We start from the raw sequence: 16,590 nt of genomic DNA on the forward strand, positions 1-16,590 counted from the left end.
CCCAGCGTTATGGATATTATGGATCTAAATATGTCATGCAAAAAGTCGGATGTTGCCAAAGAGGTCATAAGAAGAAAAAAGACAAACACCCCGTACCCTATAAGAGCAACAGCGACCAAAGCCAGTGCCGTGGAGCCGAAAAAGTAGATAATCCGCTTTACCTTGTCATGAAAGCTGTTGTACTCTATGAGCTTAAGCTCTTCCAATAGAATAATAAGATCTATATCAAAAATATAGTATGTGGAGTTTATAAAATGAACGATGGATATGCTTGCTTTGCCTGTTTTATAATGGATGTATGGATTTGATATGTAGATTCCATTTTCATCTAAGCGCAGCTTCACAAAATAGTGACTCTTGTCGCTTCCAATGTGAGAGGCATCTGATCCTTTTCTAAACATGATAGGAGTTGTCTGTTTATACTCACAGTCTACTCCGTACATCAGCTGAATATAGCGGTACTGTTTTAGTATGTTTTGTGCTTCTGACATGTAGTCTTTTGGGAAACTCTCAATGAGTCTTTTGACAAAATAGTCTACATTTATTTTTTGTTTTCTATATATATTTATTACTTCTTTCATCTTGTTCCACCTTTTATAAAAAAATTTCAATACATTATCGCTAAAAAATAATTATAATGCAAAAGATTTAGAGCTTATTTCTTTGAAACACAGAGACATTTTTCTTAAGCTAAATTAAATATTAAAAATAGGTTACCATTTTACACATTTTATAGAACCAAAAACCAAAATTATGATATTTAATGCCAATGCTACGTTCATGCTATTTTCCTATTTTAGGATTAGGGTGATAATAAAAGGGAGAGGTATGAAAAAGGAGATAGCGCTTAGTATTGCGGCAATGGGATTTGCTGTATCAACCACTGCTCTTAGCGCGGCAGAAGATTTAAACAGCATGTTTTCCGAGGGAAAAGCCAGCGGACAACTTCGCATGTTTTATATAGATAGAGAGTATCAGGGGAGTGCGGGAAACCAAACTCACAGAGGTTCTACTGCAGTAGGCGGACACTTGAAGTATGAGACCGCGGAGTTAAACGGAGTTAGTTTGGGTGCCGCATTTTATACTACACATGAAGTAGATTCTCGCAGAACTGTAGATCCGACACTTTTTGGCAAGGGTAATGAGGGCTACTCGATTCTTGGCGAAGCTTATCTGCAGTATAAGCATGAAAACACGACATTCAAAGGCGGTCGCCAAAAGTTGGTAACTCCGATGCTAGGCGATGATGATGCGAGAATGATTCCAAACCTCTTTGAAGCGTATCTGCTTACAAACAGAGATATCCCAAACACAATATTGACACTCGGTCATGTAACAAAATTTGCGCAGGGAACTTTCGGCAGGGTATATAATGCCGCAGCTAATGCTCCAAATGCGCTTTTGTCGGCTACTTCCGGTTACTCTTACGATGACAGTTTAAATCATGTCGGAAGTTTTACAAATGTCGGGACGTATGCGTTTGATGAAAAAACAGACGGTATCACTATGGCTTCGGCTACATATATAGGGATTGAAAATCTCAAACTTCAGCTTTGGGACTACTATGCTCATGACATCATGAACACTATCTACGGCGAGGCAAACTACTCATGGAAGTGTCTTGTAACCGATGCGCTAAAGCCCTACGCCGGTGTGCAGATTATCAAAGAAAACTCTGTAGGCGATGAGTTTGGCGGAGAGATAGACAGTCTATACGCTGCAGCAAAATTTGGCGTAAAAGTAGAAAATTTTGACCTTTCGTTTGCGTACTCTAAAACAGGCAAAAACAGTGCAGCGGAGGCAGCTGATGGTGGTGTAACAAATGCTATCATCTCTCCATGGGGCGGTATGCCGGCATATACCCAGGGAATGGTAACACGTCACATGTTCTTAGCGGGAACAGAAGCGGCAAAAGTGGTGGCATCATATAACTTTAAAGATATGGGTGCTAACCTTACAGCAGTTGCATACTATACAGAGTTTGATATGGATGCAAACAGCGGATACGGCGATGAGAGAACAGCAAGTGAAGCTGGATTTGATGCTATATACAACCCAAAGGTTGTGAAAAATCTTCAACTTCGCCTACGCGGGAACTTTCCAAGAGCGTTTGCACAGAGTGCAGCCGGAAAAACAGGCTGGAATGAGTACAGATTTATCGCAAACTACAATTTTTAAGGAGAATTAGATGCAAAAAGAGATGGTTGAAAAGATTAAAAACGATCCAAATTATCAAGAGTTGGTTTCAAAAAGAAGCTCATTTTCCATAAAACTTACAATAATAATGCTGGTGGTCTACTTTGCATTTATATTAACCATAGCGTTTGAGCCTTCACTGTTGGGAACGCCTCTCTCAAGCGACACTGTTACAACGGTTGGTATTCCTGTTGGAATGGCTGTTATATTTTTTGCTTTTATCTTAACCGGTATATATACAAAAAGAGCAAACGGCGAATTTGATGATTTAAACAACAAAATTAAAGAATCGGTAAGGGAAAAGTAGATGATGAGTAGAATATTTTTATTTTTAATCCTCGGGACGGTAGGAGTTTTTGCAGCAGGTGCGATTGAAGGCGAAGCTATAAAAAAAGATCTTAACGTTCCTGCGATTGTAATGTTTGTGATCTTTGTAGGTGCCACTTTAGGCATAACATACTGGGCGGCAAAACGTACAAAGAGTGCAAAAGATTTCTACACGGCAGGCGGCGGAATTACCGGTTTTCAAAACGGTATGGCGATTGCGGGCGACTACATGTCGGCGGCATCATTCCTTGGAATATCTGGACTTGTATATCTTAACGGTTATGATGGTCTTATCTACTCTATAGGATTTTTGGTCGGTTGGCCGATTATACTCTTTATGATTGCAGAACCTCTGAGAAATCTTGGTAAGTACACTTTTGCAGACGTCGCGTCATACAGACTTAGACAGACTCCTATCCGTATTTTGGCGGCATCGGGCTCTATTGCAACGGTAATTTTGTATCTTATTGCTCAAATGGTCGGTTCAGGCAAGCTTATTCAGCTTCTTTTTGGACTTCAGTATGAGGTGGCTGTAATCATCGTCGGTGTCTTGATGATACTTTATGTAACTTTTGGCGGAATGCTGGCAACTACTTGGGTTCAGATTATAAAAGCATTTTTACTGCTCTCGGGTGCTACATTTATGGCAGTCGCAGTTATGGCGCACTACAACTTTAACTTTGGAGAACTTTTTGCTCATGCAACAGAGTTAAAAGGCATAGAGATTATGAGCCCGGGTGGTCTTGTAAGCGACCCTGTATCGGCAATTTCACTTGCGGTCGCGCTCATCTTCGGTGTTGCGGGTTTACCTCATATACTTATGAGATTTTTTACGGTAAGTGACGCTAAAGAGGCAAGAAAGTCGGTCTTTTATGCGACAGGCTTTATCGGTTACTTCTATATACTCACGTTTATTATCGGTTTTGGTGCTATTGTTATGGTCTTTCAAAATCCTCAGTACCTAGACCTTGCAAAACAGGCTATAGATGGCGGATATCCGATATTTGGCGGAAACAATATGGCGGCTATTCACCTAAGTCATGCAGTCGGTGGAGACTTCTTCCTAGGCTTTATCTCAGCAGTTGCTTTTGCTACGATTTTGGCGGTTGTCTCAGGTCTGACACTCGCAGGTGCTTCCGCAATCTCTCACGACCTTTATGCGTCTGTAATTAAAAAGGGTCAAGTTGATTCGATTACAGAGATGAAGGTCTCTAAAGTGGCTACCGTTGTTTTGGGAATAGTTGCAATTATAATGGGTATCTTATTTGAGCAGCAAAACATCGCTTTTGTTGTAGGTCTTGCGTTTGCTATTGCGGCATCTGCGAACTTTCCTATTCTTTTCCTTTCAATGTACTGGAGAGGATTAACTACTCGCGGTGCGGTAATCGGCGGTAGTCTTGGTTTGGCAACTGCTGTCATTCTTGTAATACTCGGTCCGATTGTATGGGTTGATATATTGGGAAATGCAACTGCAATCTTTCCTTATAAATATCCGGCACTCTTCTCTGTAATAGTGGCATTTTTAGGAACATACATCTTCTCTGTAACAGATAACTCACAGGGGGCAAAAGATGAGGCAGAGGCTTTTGAAGCTCAATACATAAGAGCGCAGACAGGTATCGGCGCAGAGGGTGCTTCTGAGCACTAAAATGAGAGAAAATATAAAAGGAGGAGCGGATTTATGAGCATACTTGATCAGAGAAAACTTATAGAGTCTATCCACCCTTTTGAGCTTTTAAGCCCGATTACTTTGGATAATCTTATGAAGAAGATTGACATAGCTTACTACCCAAAAGAGACGCTTCTTATCTCAAAAAATCTTCCATCCGTTGCCTTTTATATCATCATAAAAGGCTCGGTAAAAGAGATGATAGACGGGGAGATTTACACGCTCTTCAATGCGGGAGACAGCTTTGACGCGGATGCGCTCATCTATGAGAAGGCAAACGGCGATTTCATAGTAGAAGAGGATCTGATCTGCTATGAGATAAAAAAAGAGGATTTTATAGACCTCATGCAGGACAAAAGCGTTCAGGGATTTTTTTTAAAAGATTTTATAGAGCGTCATCAACATCTAAAAAACTACTCTTCACAAAGCGAACTTACTCCGTTTTTAATAGCAAGAGTCCGCGATATTTTTCTGCATAACGCATGCATAGTAGATGAAAAAGAGTCGATTAAGAGTGCTCTAAAAAAGCAAAAAGAGCTAAAAACAAACGTTATCATAGTGAAGTACAGAGATGATTTTGGAATCGTCACGGACACTGACTTGAGAGAGAGGGTTTTACTGGGCGGAATCTCCACAGAAGATGAGATTCATAAAATTGCTACGCATAATCTCATCACCATAGAAAAAAACGACTTTTTATTTAACGCGCTTTTGCTTATGACTCAAAAAGAGATAAAGAGGGTAGTGGTAAAAGAGGATGAGAAGATAGTCGGTGTTTTAGAACAGCTTGATTTGCTTAGTTATTTTGCAAACCACTCGCACCTCATAGCCGTGCAGATAGACAAAGCGCAAAAATTTGACGACTTAAAAGCACTTGGAGGTGATTTTAAAAACCTTATAGTCTCACTTAGAGCTAAAGGGGTCAAGGTAAGATACATAACAAAGCTCCTCTCCTCTTTAAATGAAAAAATATATAAAAAACTCTTTGAGATGTGTGTAGAAGAGAGTCTGCAAAAAGATTGCGCCCTTGTTCTCATGGGAAGCGAAGGCAGAGAAGAGCAGACCATAAAGAGTGACCAGGACAACGCACTTGTTATCAGAGACGGTGTAGATGTGGAGCTATTTAGAGAACCAATGATGGAGTTAAACAGACAGCTGCTTGAACTTGGATTTCCAAAGTGTAGCGGAGATGTGATGGTAAGCAATGAGTTTTGGCGAAGAAGTGTGGCTTCATATAAATCTCTTATAGACAAATGGACCTATGACATGAGTGATGGGAGTGTTCAGAACTTAAGCATATTTTTGGACTCAAAATGCGTGGTCGGAGATTGCTCTTTGCTTAAAGAGTTGAGAGCGCATCTTCACAATAACTTCTATGCAAGAGATGATGTTTTAGCACACATCGCAAAAGCGATTTTGAACTTTGACACTCCGCTCTCTATATTTTCGGGGTTTGTTATAGAAAAAGAGCATAACAATAGACTTGACTTAAAAAAGGGCGGTATTTTTGCTCTGGTTCACGGCGTAAGAACGCTAAGTCTTAAACATGCCATTGACGCAACAAACACTATTGAGAGAATCAAAGAGCTAAACAACATTGGTGTTATAGACAAAACATTTGCTACTGAGCTGATTGAGAGTTTTGACACGCTTAGTTCTATCCGCCTCAAAGCGATGCTGGAGGCAAAAAATATTGAAGAGAGCAACTACATTAACCCTAAGAAGTTGGAGAAAATTGATAGAGATCTGTTAAAAGACAGCTTTAAAATCATAAATAAATTTAAAAAATTTATGAGTTTCCATTTTCATCTAAATATGGTTGTTTAGCGATGTTTGATTTTATCTCCAAGTTTAAAGTCAATAAAAATCGTAAAAAGCTCAAAGACAAAAATTTTGAGTTTCTCTTTGAAGAGGACATAAGCGGAGAGTTCGTTGTCATAGATACCGAAACAACGGGACTCAATCCAAAAAAGGATGAGATACTCTCAATCGGTGCCGTAAAGATTAAAGATAACAAAATTCTTACGTCACAAACTTTTGAGGTTTTTTTGAAAAACTCCAAAGAGATAAGCTCAAACAGTATCAAGATTCACGGGATTCGTCCGTTTGATTTAAAGGATGCAAAAACAACAAAGGAGGGCATTGTAGAGTTTTTAAATTTTGTGGGTTCAAGACCACTTGTAGGATACTATTTGGAGTTTGACGTAAGCATGATAAACAAGTACACTAAAGAGATGCTCGGCATAACTCTTCCAAACAGAATGATTGAAGTATCTGAAATATATTTTGACAAAACGATTTCATTGATTCCTCAAGGAAATATTGATTTACGGTTTGATACAATACTTAAAAGTTGCAATATCCCAAATATGGGAGCGCACAATGCCGTCAACGACGCTATTATGACGGCTATGATATACCTAAAACTAACTTCTGCCTCGAATAGAGGCAAGCTTTAGTGCCACAGCGGCTAGCGTAGATGGCGGAATTACTTCCGACATCGTTTAAAATTAAATAAGAACAAGGAAGCAGTAATGAAAAAAGAGATATTTAAACCAAGCAGAGAGTTTGCAAAAGATGCAAGAATAAAAAATATGTGTGAATATCAGGAGCTAATGGATGCGGCAACTGATGATTATGAGGGTTTTTGGGGCGGTTTTGCAAAAGAGAAGATTGATTGGATAGAGCCATTTAAGAATGTAATGGATGAGAGCAATTTCCCGTTTGTTAAGTGGTTCGAGGGCGGAAAACTTAATGTTTCAACTCAGTGTATCGACCGCCATTTAGGCAGCCGTAAAAACAAAGCCGCTATTTTATTTGAGGGTGACAGAGGAGATAAGCAGAGTATCACATACCTTGAGCTCTACTACAATGTAAACCGTTTTGCCAATTTGTTAAAAAACGATTTCGGCGTAAAAAAGGGTGATCGTGTCGTAATATATATGCCGATGATTCCAGAAGCCGCATACGCAATGCTTGCATGTGCTAGAATCGGTGCAATTCACTCTATAGTATTTGGCGGTTTTTCGGCTGAAGCACTTAGAGACAGAGTCCAAGATGCAAATGCAAAGGTTGTGATTACCGCTGATGGCGCTTATAGAAAAAGCAAGCCTTATATGCTAAAGCCAGTTGTTGATGAAGCTATAAAGGGTGAAACTCCAGTTGAGAAAGTTCTGGTTGTAAAGAGAAACAACGAAAAGATAGAGTGGCATGAAGGAAGAGATTTCTCATATGACGAACTTATAAAAGATCAACCTATCGAGTGTGAGCCTGAGCCGATGGATGCTGAAGACCCGCTTTTCCTGCTCTACACATCGGGAAGTACGGGCAAACCAAAAGGGGTACAGCACAATCAAGCTGGCTACATACTTTGGGCGCAGATGACTATGGAGTGGGTGTTCGACGTAAAAGAGAACGATACTTACTGGTGTACGGCGGATATCGGCTGGATTACCGGGCATACCTACATAGTTTACGGACCGCTTGCAATGGGAGCAACAACTGTTATGTTTGAAGGTGTTCCTACATATCCGGATGCGGGACGTGCATGGAAGATGGTACAGGATTATAAAATAAGTCAATTCTATACCGCTCCTACTGCCATAAGAGTATTGCACAATATGGGCGAACATGAACCCTTAAAGTATGACCTCTCAAGCCTGAAAGTTTTAGGAACAGTTGGCGAGCCTATTGACCCTCCTGCGTGGGAGTGGTATCATGAAGAGGTCGGCGGGGGCAGATGCCCAATCGTGGATACTTACTGGCAGACTGAGACGGGCGGACACGTTATATCTCCGCTGCCTGGAGCTACACCTATTAAGCCAGGTTGTGCGACTCTGCCTCTTCCCGGGATTATGGCTGAGATTGTCGATAAAGACGGCAATAAAAAAGAGCCTGGCGATACCGGGTTTTTATGTATTACGCGCCCATGGCCTTCCATGATAAGAGGGATTTGGGGAGATGAAGATAGATTTATAAAGTCATACTTCGGTGATGTCAAGCAAAACGGCAGAGGAGTATACTTTACGGGCGATGGTGCAAACTATGACGAAGACGGCTACATTACCATTACTGGACGTACGGATGACGTTATAAATGTAAGCGGACACAGAATGGGTACTGCCGAGGTTGAAGCGGCATTGGCAAAAGAGGACGAAGTGGCGGAAGTTGCAGTCGTTGGAAGACCACACCCTATTAAAGGGGAGTCTATCTTTGCTTATGTTGTTATGAAGCACTCTCTTGAGGAGAGCCGCTTTGATAGCTATGAAGCTATCGAGAAAGAGATGAATGAGATCATCAAAAAAGAGATTGGAAACATTGCTCTTTGCGACCATATTGTATTTGTTCCAGGCTTGCCTAAAACACGTTCAGGAAAGATTATGAGAAGAATCCTCCGCTCAATCGCAAAAGGAGAAGAGATAACTCAAGATATCTCCACTCTGGAAGATCCAAGCATCGTAGCGAAGATAGCGGCTCTGGCAAAAGAGAAATAGTTATAAATCACTCCTCTTAAAGGGGGTGATTATTTAATTTTACAAATGTTATACTTCCCTAAAAAAAAGAGTAGTTATGGAACTTTGCGTAGCCCTTGATTTACCCACAAAAGAAGAAAATCTAGATTTAATCAATAAAATAAAAGAGCATGATATCTGGCTAAAAGTAGGACTTCGCAGCTATATTCGTGATGGTGAAGAGTTTTTAATGGATATTAAAAAGATAAATCCAGATTTTAAAATATTTTTAGATTTGAAACTCTACGATATTCCAAATACGATGGCGGATGCCGCAGAGTCCATTATGGGGCTAGGCGTTGATATGTTTAACGTTCATGCGAGCGCGGGAAAGCGTGCCATGCAAGAGGTTATGAGCAGGCTGCAGAAGTATGAAAACCGTCCTATTGTTCTAGCCGTAACCGCTCTTACATCTTTTAGCGAAGAGGAGTTTGTAGAGATTTATGAAAGCCCGATTGCGCAAAAAGCAGACCAGTTTGCAAAAGATGCGCATGAGAGCGGACTTGACGGAGTTGTCTGTTCAGCTTATGAGAGCGCATCTATAAAAAAGATTACGGATAAAAACTTTATGACTCTGACCCCTGGAATTCGCCCATTTGGCGAGGATGCCGGCGATCAGCAAAGAGTAGCGGACGTTGCCTATGCAAAGAGCGCAAATGTAGACTTTATTGTTGTCGGACGTCCTATTTACAACTCTCAAAACCCTTCAGAAGTGGTTAAAAAAATATTGGAACAATTTTAAGTTCTATATTATCTATATATGACTATAATTGCAGCCTCCAAAAGGACGAGTGGGTGAGCGGCTGAAACCACATCCCTGCTAAGGATGCGTACGGGTAACTGTACCGAGAGTTCGAATCTCTCCTCGTCCACCACAAAGCCCTATTTTATGGACTTTAAAGCACTTTTTTAAAAATCAAAAAAACTCTTGCACACCCAAAATCACTTATAAATATTTATACTTCTGTCAAAATCATTGTTAAAAGTATCAAGATAATTTACATAAACATCAAACACCATTTGAGTATTAGCATGACCTAAAAGCTGTGCAAGTTGTACAGGTGTTACCAAGTTATTATAAAGCATATTTGTAGCGTAAGTATGACGAGCGTTATAAGGTCGTCTGTACTCAATTCCAAGCTCTTTTAAAGATGGTTTCCAAAACTGCTCTTGAAAGACATTAGTTGTTAAATATGGCTTTTTGTATTGAGTAATAAATAGATATTCATGATCATGTAAATTATAGAGCTCTTGAATGTATGGCAGAAGCAATTCAATGATAGGAACTTCTCTTATACTGTAAGTAGTCTTTGGAGTACTCTCGCCAAATCTTGAACGAGTACGCTGAACTTTTATAGTGTTCTTTTTAAAGTCAATATCTGTTTTTTTCAAAGCTATGATTTCGCCTGAACGCATACCGGTATAAAATGCAATAGCAAGATAAAAACGATAATTGTCATTAGAAGTTAAACCCATAATTTGATTTACTTCATCAGCTGTAAAAGGTTTGATTTTTTCTTTTGAATTTTTTGGAGGTCGAACCATGCGAACGGGATTTTTTTCTATAATTTCATCATATAGAGCTTCTTGCAATATACCGGAGAGAACACCTAAAAATATTTGTTTAGATTTACCACCTACATCACTAATAGCATAAAGCCATTTTTTAACATCAGAAGGTTTTATATCTTTTACTTCCATTTCGCCAAAAAAAGGATTTAATCTATCTCTCACTATATTTGTATACTTATCTAAAGTAGAGAATTTTAACTCATGCTTTTTGAAGTCTAAGAATAGTGATGAGTAATGATTAAATTTAGTCATTACTTTTTATCTCCGAGAGTATGGTACCATTACTAACAATATTAGATAATCTAAACATATCTCCCTTGATAATCTTCTTTGCGTTTAACGTAGGATTAAGAGATAATATACAACGCTCTAAAGCATTCTTATATTTCATGTAATTACGACAATTATCTGAACAATAAGATTTAGGTCTGTAAAGACCTTGATTAATAAGAGAACCACATACAATACAAGACATCAGAACACCTCACTTTCAAATTTAAAAAAATCATCTTGATATGCAGCCAGATTGATTTTAGGCTCATGTAATAAGCCTCTATCTATCAAGATGTTTTTTGTGTTTGCATAATGATTTAAATCTACGGTTTCTATATCTATGTTTAGATAATAATCCCAAAGCCGTAAATCATTCATCATGTAAGGTTTTACATTAGATTTTCTTAAGATATCAGAGAGCTTATTACCTTTGTTTAAATCTTTTTGAAAAAGTATAAACTCTTCATCGCCTATAATTACATCAATAGGTTTCTGAATTTTTTCAATAAAAAGAGGCTCAAACTCTGCTTCTAGATAAGTATAATCAGTGCTATTCTCATACCAATTAACTGGCTTACGATTGTAAATAGTGCCGTGTTCGTTATCTATCCTACGCACTTGCTTCGTTACAGAGTCAATATAAACGTTGACATCTTCTCTATGATATGCAGCTGTTAAGTCCAAGAGCGTATACATACCGTTTAATTTGCGATACACTTCAAGAGCTACAAAAGTACGGCTAGTGTAAAATCTGCAAATACCGTGATATAAATACCAAAGCGTTAAATTTGTTATTTTGTCACTATCTTCTCTTAAATCGTCAAGAGTTTTTAAAATATATTTCATCAAGTAGGAGATAGGCGACTTTACATCTGTTTCAACCTTTGAGAGCGGAGCAGGGAAAAGACGGTTACACGCTTTAACGATTGAATCAACACTATCAGCAGGAACAAACAAAGAAATGTGAAGATGAGGCGTACCGTCTTTATGAGGCTCTGTTACACGAAGATAACATCTATCGTCTTTTTCGATATTTTTATAACTTCTATCATCAAATATCTTTTTTAACATTTTAGAAAGTTCAATAGAAGCATTACGAGGAGTATATTTATCAATCGTATTACTGAAATCCAAAATGGGCTCAATTAAAGGGACTCTTTGGATTACATGACAATTTAGAAACTTAATTTTATTGATTGTAGTGATATATTTACGACCGGCAAATTTTCTATTATTTACGAGTTTATTTTTATAAGTTTTTTTAGGGTGCCAATGAGATGGAAGCGTGAGAGTTATGAAAACGTTTTTTAAATCTTTTTGCTTTGCGTAATCGTATATGGTCCACGCTCTATGTTGCAGTTCTGCAATGTATCTATCTGCGTTCATATAGCTATTTGCCACAAAATCAGCAAAGGGAACGATTTTATCATCAAGATGTATGCCATTATTATGCATAAACTCTTTATTTTTTGAGAGTTTTTCTTTTGATTTTTGTATTTGGTATTTTGTTAAGCCGTAATTTGTCATGTTGTCACTTCCTATTTCAATTTTTTTAATCGTGTCCGATAACTTTTTATAGATAGCCAAGAGGCTTCGCCGTTGTTTGCTCGCAAGCTCGCAAAGCAACGATGAAGCAAAGGCTAAAAAACTACTTTATTACCTCTATTGCTATTGAGATATTAGACTTTACTTCTGATTCACTCTTGTATTTAAACAGCTCTCCAAGATATGGAATATTGCTTATAAAAGGTATAGAGAAATCTGTTTTATTTATTTTGGTTTGATTAATTCCGCTTAAGATAAGTACTTCGCCATATTTAAGATTTGAATTTGATTTTAGTTGACGTTTGTAAGTTGTAGGGATGTTATTTGTAGTACTTAATATATCTTCTATAATTAGATCTAAATCAAGATTCACATAATCATCATAAATAAGCGAAGTTCCAATAATTTTGAGCCCGACATCTTTATACTCTATGCTTGTTTGCTCTGATGTATTTGTAGCTTCTGTTAATGTTCTACTTGTCTGATATGGAATAGTATTTACAGCTTGAAATATAAAATTTTTACTATCTTGAACCAACACATAAGGATTTTGAGTTATTTTGAAAAATTTAAACTCATTGAAGAGCTTTAAAGCACTGTAGAAAGTAGAACGCATGAAAACAGGGCTAGTACTCTGAAAAGGCAAAATAAACGTATTTAAGACGTTTTGAATATCGCCTGATGATGTTTCTACAGATGAAGAAAATTCAAATCCTTGTTTTTTTAAATCATCCGCATTTATCTCTATAATTGTAAATTTGAGTGTAACTTGCTTTTTTTGAGTATCAATCCGATTTATATCATTTTGTATAACATTGATATCTGATGATTCAGAAAATATAACAAAAGTGTTAATAGTATCTATAAATTGAAAAGTAAGTTTTTTAAATGTCAAATACTTAGAAACATTATCAAAAGAGTTATATTTTAACTTTATGAAATATGTAAATAGTTGTTTTTCATCTTTTGTCAAATAATAAATATCATCGTAAAGACTTACAGTGTAGCCGAGTTTCTGCATAGAATTTTTAAACATAAAAAAAAGATTATGTGTCGGCAAATTTTGAGGAACAAACAAAGATATATTCTCTTTTTTCAAATCTTCATCAACAAAAATATTTATATTGTTATTTGTAGATACAAGCTGCACAAAATCAACTAGAGTTATACTTTTTAAATTCTCATCTGCTTTGAGGAATAGGGGAAGAAATACCGCTAAACAAATTATTACTAATAGATTTTTTTTCATCTTCTTTTTCTCCTTTATTTGAGATAAGAAATTTATAAAAACGTTCAGAAGAGGAAAGATATATTTTTAAATAATTACTATTTATATTATTTGTGTAAAGAAGATCTAAATCACTGTTTTCTATAAAATGATTTATTAAAGGAACTGGAAGCGTGATATCTTCATTGTAACAAGAAGAACTATTACAACTTAATACTAAGAGTTTAGAAGATTGATAATTGAAAGATGAACTATTATTTTGAATATTTGCTGGAGCATAAGAAGAAACATTTTGAGTTTGAAAATTTTGTGGATATGGGACAGCAGATGCAGTATTGTTTAAATCATTTTGCCCTGGGGTATTTGAAGATTTAAGAGATTCAGAATAAAAATAAAATAAAAATATTAAGATTATAAAAAGTCCTATAGCAAAACCTAATATTTTTAAAATTACATTTTGCGAATTGATAGAGTCTCCGCTTTTATAGAGTTCAAAAACTTTTTTATTGCGTTTAATTTTAATAGAACCGCTTTTTGCGTTTAGTGCCATTCTCGAATTACAATAAACGTTATATTTAAAATGCGTCTTGAAAAGTGTAAGAGACTGCGGAAAAGCTTTATAAAAAAACTCTGAAAAAGCTTTATATTTTGGTCTTATCAAAGTAAGATTTTGTGTAATAAGAATTATCTCGTGAAATAAATGCCTATGATAAGAGAGCCACCAAATCAAAACTTTATCATCTGCATCAAACTTATTATGAGCTTCATCAACAATAAAAAGAGCATTATATATATTGTACTCTTTACACTTTTCAATTAAAAAATCATCATCTTTTTTATCTTTATAAAACTGATGTAATCTAGTAAGCTTTCGTTTTAAATCATCAAAATCAAGCGGATAAACATTCTCTACTTTACCAAAATCAAACTCATTTATATTTGTATAACATATCTCATAAGTAGCTTTTTTATCTTTTTTTGCTTCTATATCCGTAGAAAAATTATTAAATATTTTATCTACTGCATAATATGTTTTACCGCTTCCAGGAACACCAACAAAAAAAGATATCATGAGAGAGCCTGACCGAGAAGAACACCAAGTTTAAACACTTCATTAGCAATCATACGCATAGCAAAAAAAGTAAAACTCATCAAGCGAAAAACTAAAATAGTAGATAAAGAAGCAAAAAATATTGTATATCCTTGATTAACAGCAGGTAAAAAACCAATTAATTCAAGCAAACCCATAAAACAAGATAAACCGGATGTACCACTACTCATATAACTTGTAATTTCAAAGCCGTAATTATAAAGTGTAATCAAAGAAGTAATTACAAAAACATAAAATGCAAGAACAAAAGTAATAGTTGCAGCAGTAATTCCGAATTGAAAAGTAAGAACCACACCAAAAACAACATATTTTACTAATAAATTTTTTATAAATTTTACGATTAAACCAACTGATAATAATATAGCTCCAAAAGTTGCAAACATTAATTATCTCCTCTTAAAAGATGATTAAGAAGAAAACGAAAATTTAAAACCATAAAAGTTAGCATAAAAATAAAATAAATTACAGGAGATACAACACTTAAAAAAGACATATCAAGAACAACACTTTTTCCAAAAACATTAAAAGAAAAACAAGATGAATTATAAGTACCACTAAAACTAGGAGGAGATAGTGAAGTATCAAAAAGAGATTTGGCGTTTGCATATTGTGTTTCTATATCTATAAAATTTGAATTAATATTTGTTTGAAAATCAGAAAACTGATTAGTCACAAAATCTATAAAATCACTATCTCCCGAAAGTAAATCAGAAAAACCATCACTAGCAGAAGTATCAGGAGAAGAACCATCGCTAGAAAGACTATCTTTAATATCAGTAAGTAAAGAATTATTAGTAGTCATTTTGCCATCAATAGAACTTAAAGCACCATTGCCTATTACTTGATTACCTGTTATTGTGTCAGACATAGTACCAATCTTTTTACTTGCTCCATCTATTGCACTATTTATAGAAGCTAACTTTGATAAGCCATCAGACTGATTTTTTAAAGAACTATCACTGTTTGATTTTAAACCATCTATACCACTTTTAATATCTTTATTTGTACTTAAAATACTATTAGAAGTATCTTTTAAATCATTAAGATTATTATTAGTAATATCAGTTTTATCTTTTAAATCATCAAGATGTTTATTTGTAGTGTTTTGAGCATTTAACAAAGGTGCTAAATCGGAAGAAGTAGAATTTAAATCAACCGCTCCCATTGATTCATCAGTATCTTCTTGATTAGTATCTACTGGCGGAGGAGTATCATCAATCTTTTTTAAATAACAAAGACCAGGGCAATCAATTTTCGGAATTTGAAAAGAATTTTCAGAATAATTCACAGCATCTACTAAAGAATTACATTCATTTTCTGTTCTACCAGGTAAATAAACCCAACCGCCACCGCTCGGCATATACCAAGAAGAATCTAAGGTGCAATCATTTTTAACTTCATGGACATAACAATAACTGTACTCACAATAAGGAGCATTAATATCACTTAGACTTACTACAGAATCATATATAGAATTATATATTAAAGCACTACATCTAAATTCCTCGAAAGTTGAATGATATCTATATGTCGAAAAAGAAAAAGGCAAAGAATTAGTTTGAGAAGTATCTACACCTCTGCAAGCTATATCCAAATCATCAGTTCCAGCGACAAAAGGATTACTATCATTTTCATTTGGAATACCGTCACCGTCTATATCAGGGTCAGTAGCATTAGGAATACCATCAGCATCACAATCCATGGTTAAATAATCTACATAATCAGGGTCGCATTTATTTGGAATACCATCATTATCATCATCTAAATCATCTTGTGGAGGAGAAGGACAAGATTGTAACTCTTCATCAAAAACACCAAATTCACATGTAGGATTCTCGTAATGAAAAGAATAATATTTTTTCTCTTTATAAGTAATTGTAGCATACCAAGCACTAGTCCCATTTGGAGAAGTTGTCGCAACTAAATTACTGTAAACAATATCATAATCACTATTGCTGGGTAAATAAGAAGTAGTACCATAATAAGAATCTAAAGTTTGAGCATTCGTATAATAAACATAATCAGTATGATAATCTAAAAGAGTAGGAGATAAAGAACGAGTAGATAGCTGAGATTCTGCCGCTGCTTGAGCCTCTTCAATAGAATAGTAATATCCATAATTTACAGACCCCGCAGTCCAATCTTTTGTTACAATAAC

14 protein-coding genes and 1 tRNA gene are annotated in these 16,590 nt (G+C 36.0%); 8 read left to right on the forward strand and 7 right to left on the reverse strand.

Annotated elements, in window-relative coordinates; translation table 11 throughout:
* The coding region (locus tag IBX42_RS08045) for a hypothetical protein (RefSeq protein ID WP_294931439.1) at positions 1 to 581 on the reverse strand (581 nt) is incomplete at its 3' end.
* A gap of 247 nt (positions 582 to 828) precedes the next feature.
* Here IBX42_RS08045 and IBX42_RS08050 point away from each other — a divergent pair.
* The 8 genes from IBX42_RS08050 to IBX42_RS08085 all read left to right on the forward strand — a co-directional run bounded on the left by IBX42_RS08050 (position 829) and on the right by IBX42_RS08085 (position 9,578).
* On the forward strand, positions 829 to 2,178 hold the full coding sequence (locus tag IBX42_RS08050; protein ID WP_294931442.1) for an OprD family outer membrane porin: 1,350 nt from the start codon (positions 829 to 831) through the stop codon (positions 2,176 to 2,178).
* 10 nt (positions 2,179 to 2,188) lie between these two features.
* A complete protein-coding gene (locus IBX42_RS08055) occupies positions 2,189 to 2,503 on the forward strand; it encodes a DUF485 domain-containing protein (RefSeq protein ID WP_294931445.1) in 315 nt (104 codons plus the stop codon).
* A 3-nt stretch (positions 2,504 to 2,506) separates the two neighbouring features.
* The gene (locus tag IBX42_RS08060) at positions 2,507 to 4,171 is read left to right on the forward strand and encodes a cation acetate symporter (protein WP_294931476.1); all 1,665 of its coding nucleotides are present in this window, start codon (positions 2,507 to 2,509) and stop codon (positions 4,169 to 4,171) included.
* Positions 4,172 to 4,204: 33 nt separating this feature from the next.
* Positions 4,205 to 6,019 (forward strand): putative nucleotidyltransferase substrate binding domain-containing protein, encoded by a 1,815-nt coding sequence (locus IBX42_RS08065; RefSeq protein ID WP_294931448.1) that lies wholly within the window; start codon positions 4,205 to 4,207, stop codon positions 6,017 to 6,019.
* A 2-nt stretch (positions 6,020 to 6,021) separates the two neighbouring features.
* Entirely contained in the window at positions 6,022 to 6,651 is a 630-nt protein-coding gene (locus IBX42_RS08070) for a 3'-5' exonuclease (protein ID WP_294931451.1), read from the forward strand.
* 75 nt (positions 6,652 to 6,726) lie between these two features.
* Positions 6,727 to 8,685, forward strand: coding sequence for an acetate--CoA ligase (acs, locus tag IBX42_RS08075; RefSeq protein ID WP_294931454.1), 1,959 nt, complete (start codon positions 6,727 to 6,729; stop codon positions 8,683 to 8,685).
* A gap of 76 nt (positions 8,686 to 8,761) precedes the next feature.
* Entirely contained in the window at positions 8,762 to 9,445 is a 684-nt protein-coding gene (gene pyrF, locus IBX42_RS08080) for an orotidine-5'-phosphate decarboxylase (protein ID WP_294931457.1), read from the forward strand.
* Positions 9,446 to 9,488: 43 nt separating this feature from the next.
* A tRNA-Ser gene (locus IBX42_RS08085) sits at positions 9,489 to 9,578 on the forward strand.
* A gap of 67 nt (positions 9,579 to 9,645) precedes the next feature.
* Here the strand turns inward: IBX42_RS08085 and IBX42_RS08090 are convergent.
* From IBX42_RS08090 to IBX42_RS08115, 6 genes are all read right to left on the reverse strand, one after another.
* Positions 9,646 to 10,527 carry a site-specific integrase gene (locus IBX42_RS08090; protein WP_294931460.1) on the reverse strand — a complete coding sequence of 294 codons (882 nt, stop codon included), beginning with the start codon at positions 10,525 to 10,527 and terminating at the stop codon, positions 9,646 to 9,648.
* Between the two features lie 222 nt (positions 10,528 to 10,749).
* Entirely contained in the window at positions 10,750 to 12,135 is a 1,386-nt protein-coding gene (locus IBX42_RS08095) for a hypothetical protein (protein WP_294931463.1), read from the reverse strand.
* 61 nt (positions 12,136 to 12,196) lie between these two features.
* Positions 12,197 to 13,342 (reverse strand): hypothetical protein, encoded by a 1,146-nt coding sequence (locus IBX42_RS08100; protein WP_294931466.1) that lies wholly within the window; start codon positions 13,340 to 13,342, stop codon positions 12,197 to 12,199.
* Positions 13,275 to 14,393 (reverse strand): zonular occludens toxin domain-containing protein, encoded by a 1,119-nt coding sequence (locus IBX42_RS08105; protein ID WP_294931469.1) that lies wholly within the window; start codon positions 14,391 to 14,393, stop codon positions 13,275 to 13,277. The genes IBX42_RS08100 and IBX42_RS08105 overlap by 68 nt, the downstream gene beginning before the upstream one ends.
* Positions 14,390 to 14,815: a hypothetical protein gene (locus IBX42_RS08110; RefSeq protein WP_294931470.1), complete on the reverse strand. Its 426-nt coding sequence runs from the start codon at positions 14,813 to 14,815 to the stop codon at positions 14,390 to 14,392. The genes IBX42_RS08105 and IBX42_RS08110 overlap by 4 nt, the downstream gene beginning before the upstream one ends.
* A partial coding sequence (locus tag IBX42_RS08115) for a hypothetical protein (RefSeq protein ID WP_294931473.1) occupies positions 14,815 to 16,590 on the reverse strand: 1,776 nt, incomplete at its 5' end. The genes IBX42_RS08110 and IBX42_RS08115, both read right to left, overlap by 1 nt.

It is taken from the genome of Sulfurimonas sp. (genome assembly GCF_014859695.1).
Taxonomy (GTDB): Bacteria; Campylobacterota; Campylobacteria; order Campylobacterales; family Sulfurimonadaceae; genus Sulfurimonas.

What these genes read in the sequence shown, in the direction of transcription:
- IBX42_RS08060 (WP_294931476.1), top strand. Translation starts at nt 2,507, where the DNA reads ATGAGTAGAATATTTTTATTTTTAATCCTCGGGACGGTAGGAGTTTTT.
- IBX42_RS08065 (WP_294931448.1), top strand. Translation starts at nt 4,205, where the DNA reads ATGAGCATACTTGATCAGAGAAAACTTATAGAGTCTATCCACCCTTTT.
- IBX42_RS08100 (WP_294931466.1), bottom strand. Translation starts at nt 13,342, where the DNA reads ATGAAAAAAAATCTATTAGTAATAATTTGTTTAGCGGTATTTCTTCCC.
- IBX42_RS08070 (WP_294931451.1), top strand. Translation starts at nt 6,022, where the DNA reads ATGTTTGATTTTATCTCCAAGTTTAAAGTCAATAAAAATCGTAAAAAG.
- IBX42_RS08110 (WP_294931470.1), bottom strand. Translation starts at nt 14,815, where the DNA reads ATGTTTGCAACTTTTGGAGCTATATTATTATCAGTTGGTTTAATCGTA.
- pyrF (WP_294931457.1), top strand. Translation starts at nt 8,762, where the DNA reads ATGGAACTTTGCGTAGCCCTTGATTTACCCACAAAAGAAGAAAATCTA.
- acs (WP_294931454.1), top strand. Translation starts at nt 6,727, where the DNA reads ATGAAAAAAGAGATATTTAAACCAAGCAGAGAGTTTGCAAAAGATGCA.
- IBX42_RS08050 (WP_294931442.1), top strand. Translation starts at nt 829, where the DNA reads ATGAAAAAGGAGATAGCGCTTAGTATTGCGGCAATGGGATTTGCTGTA.
- IBX42_RS08105 (WP_294931469.1), bottom strand. Translation starts at nt 14,393, where the DNA reads ATGATATCTTTTTTTGTTGGTGTTCCTGGAAGCGGTAAAACATATTAT.
- IBX42_RS08055 (WP_294931445.1), top strand. Translation starts at nt 2,189, where the DNA reads ATGCAAAAAGAGATGGTTGAAAAGATTAAAAACGATCCAAATTATCAA.
- IBX42_RS08090 (WP_294931460.1), bottom strand. Translation starts at nt 10,527, where the DNA reads ATGACTAAATTTAATCATTACTCATCACTATTCTTAGACTTCAAAAAG.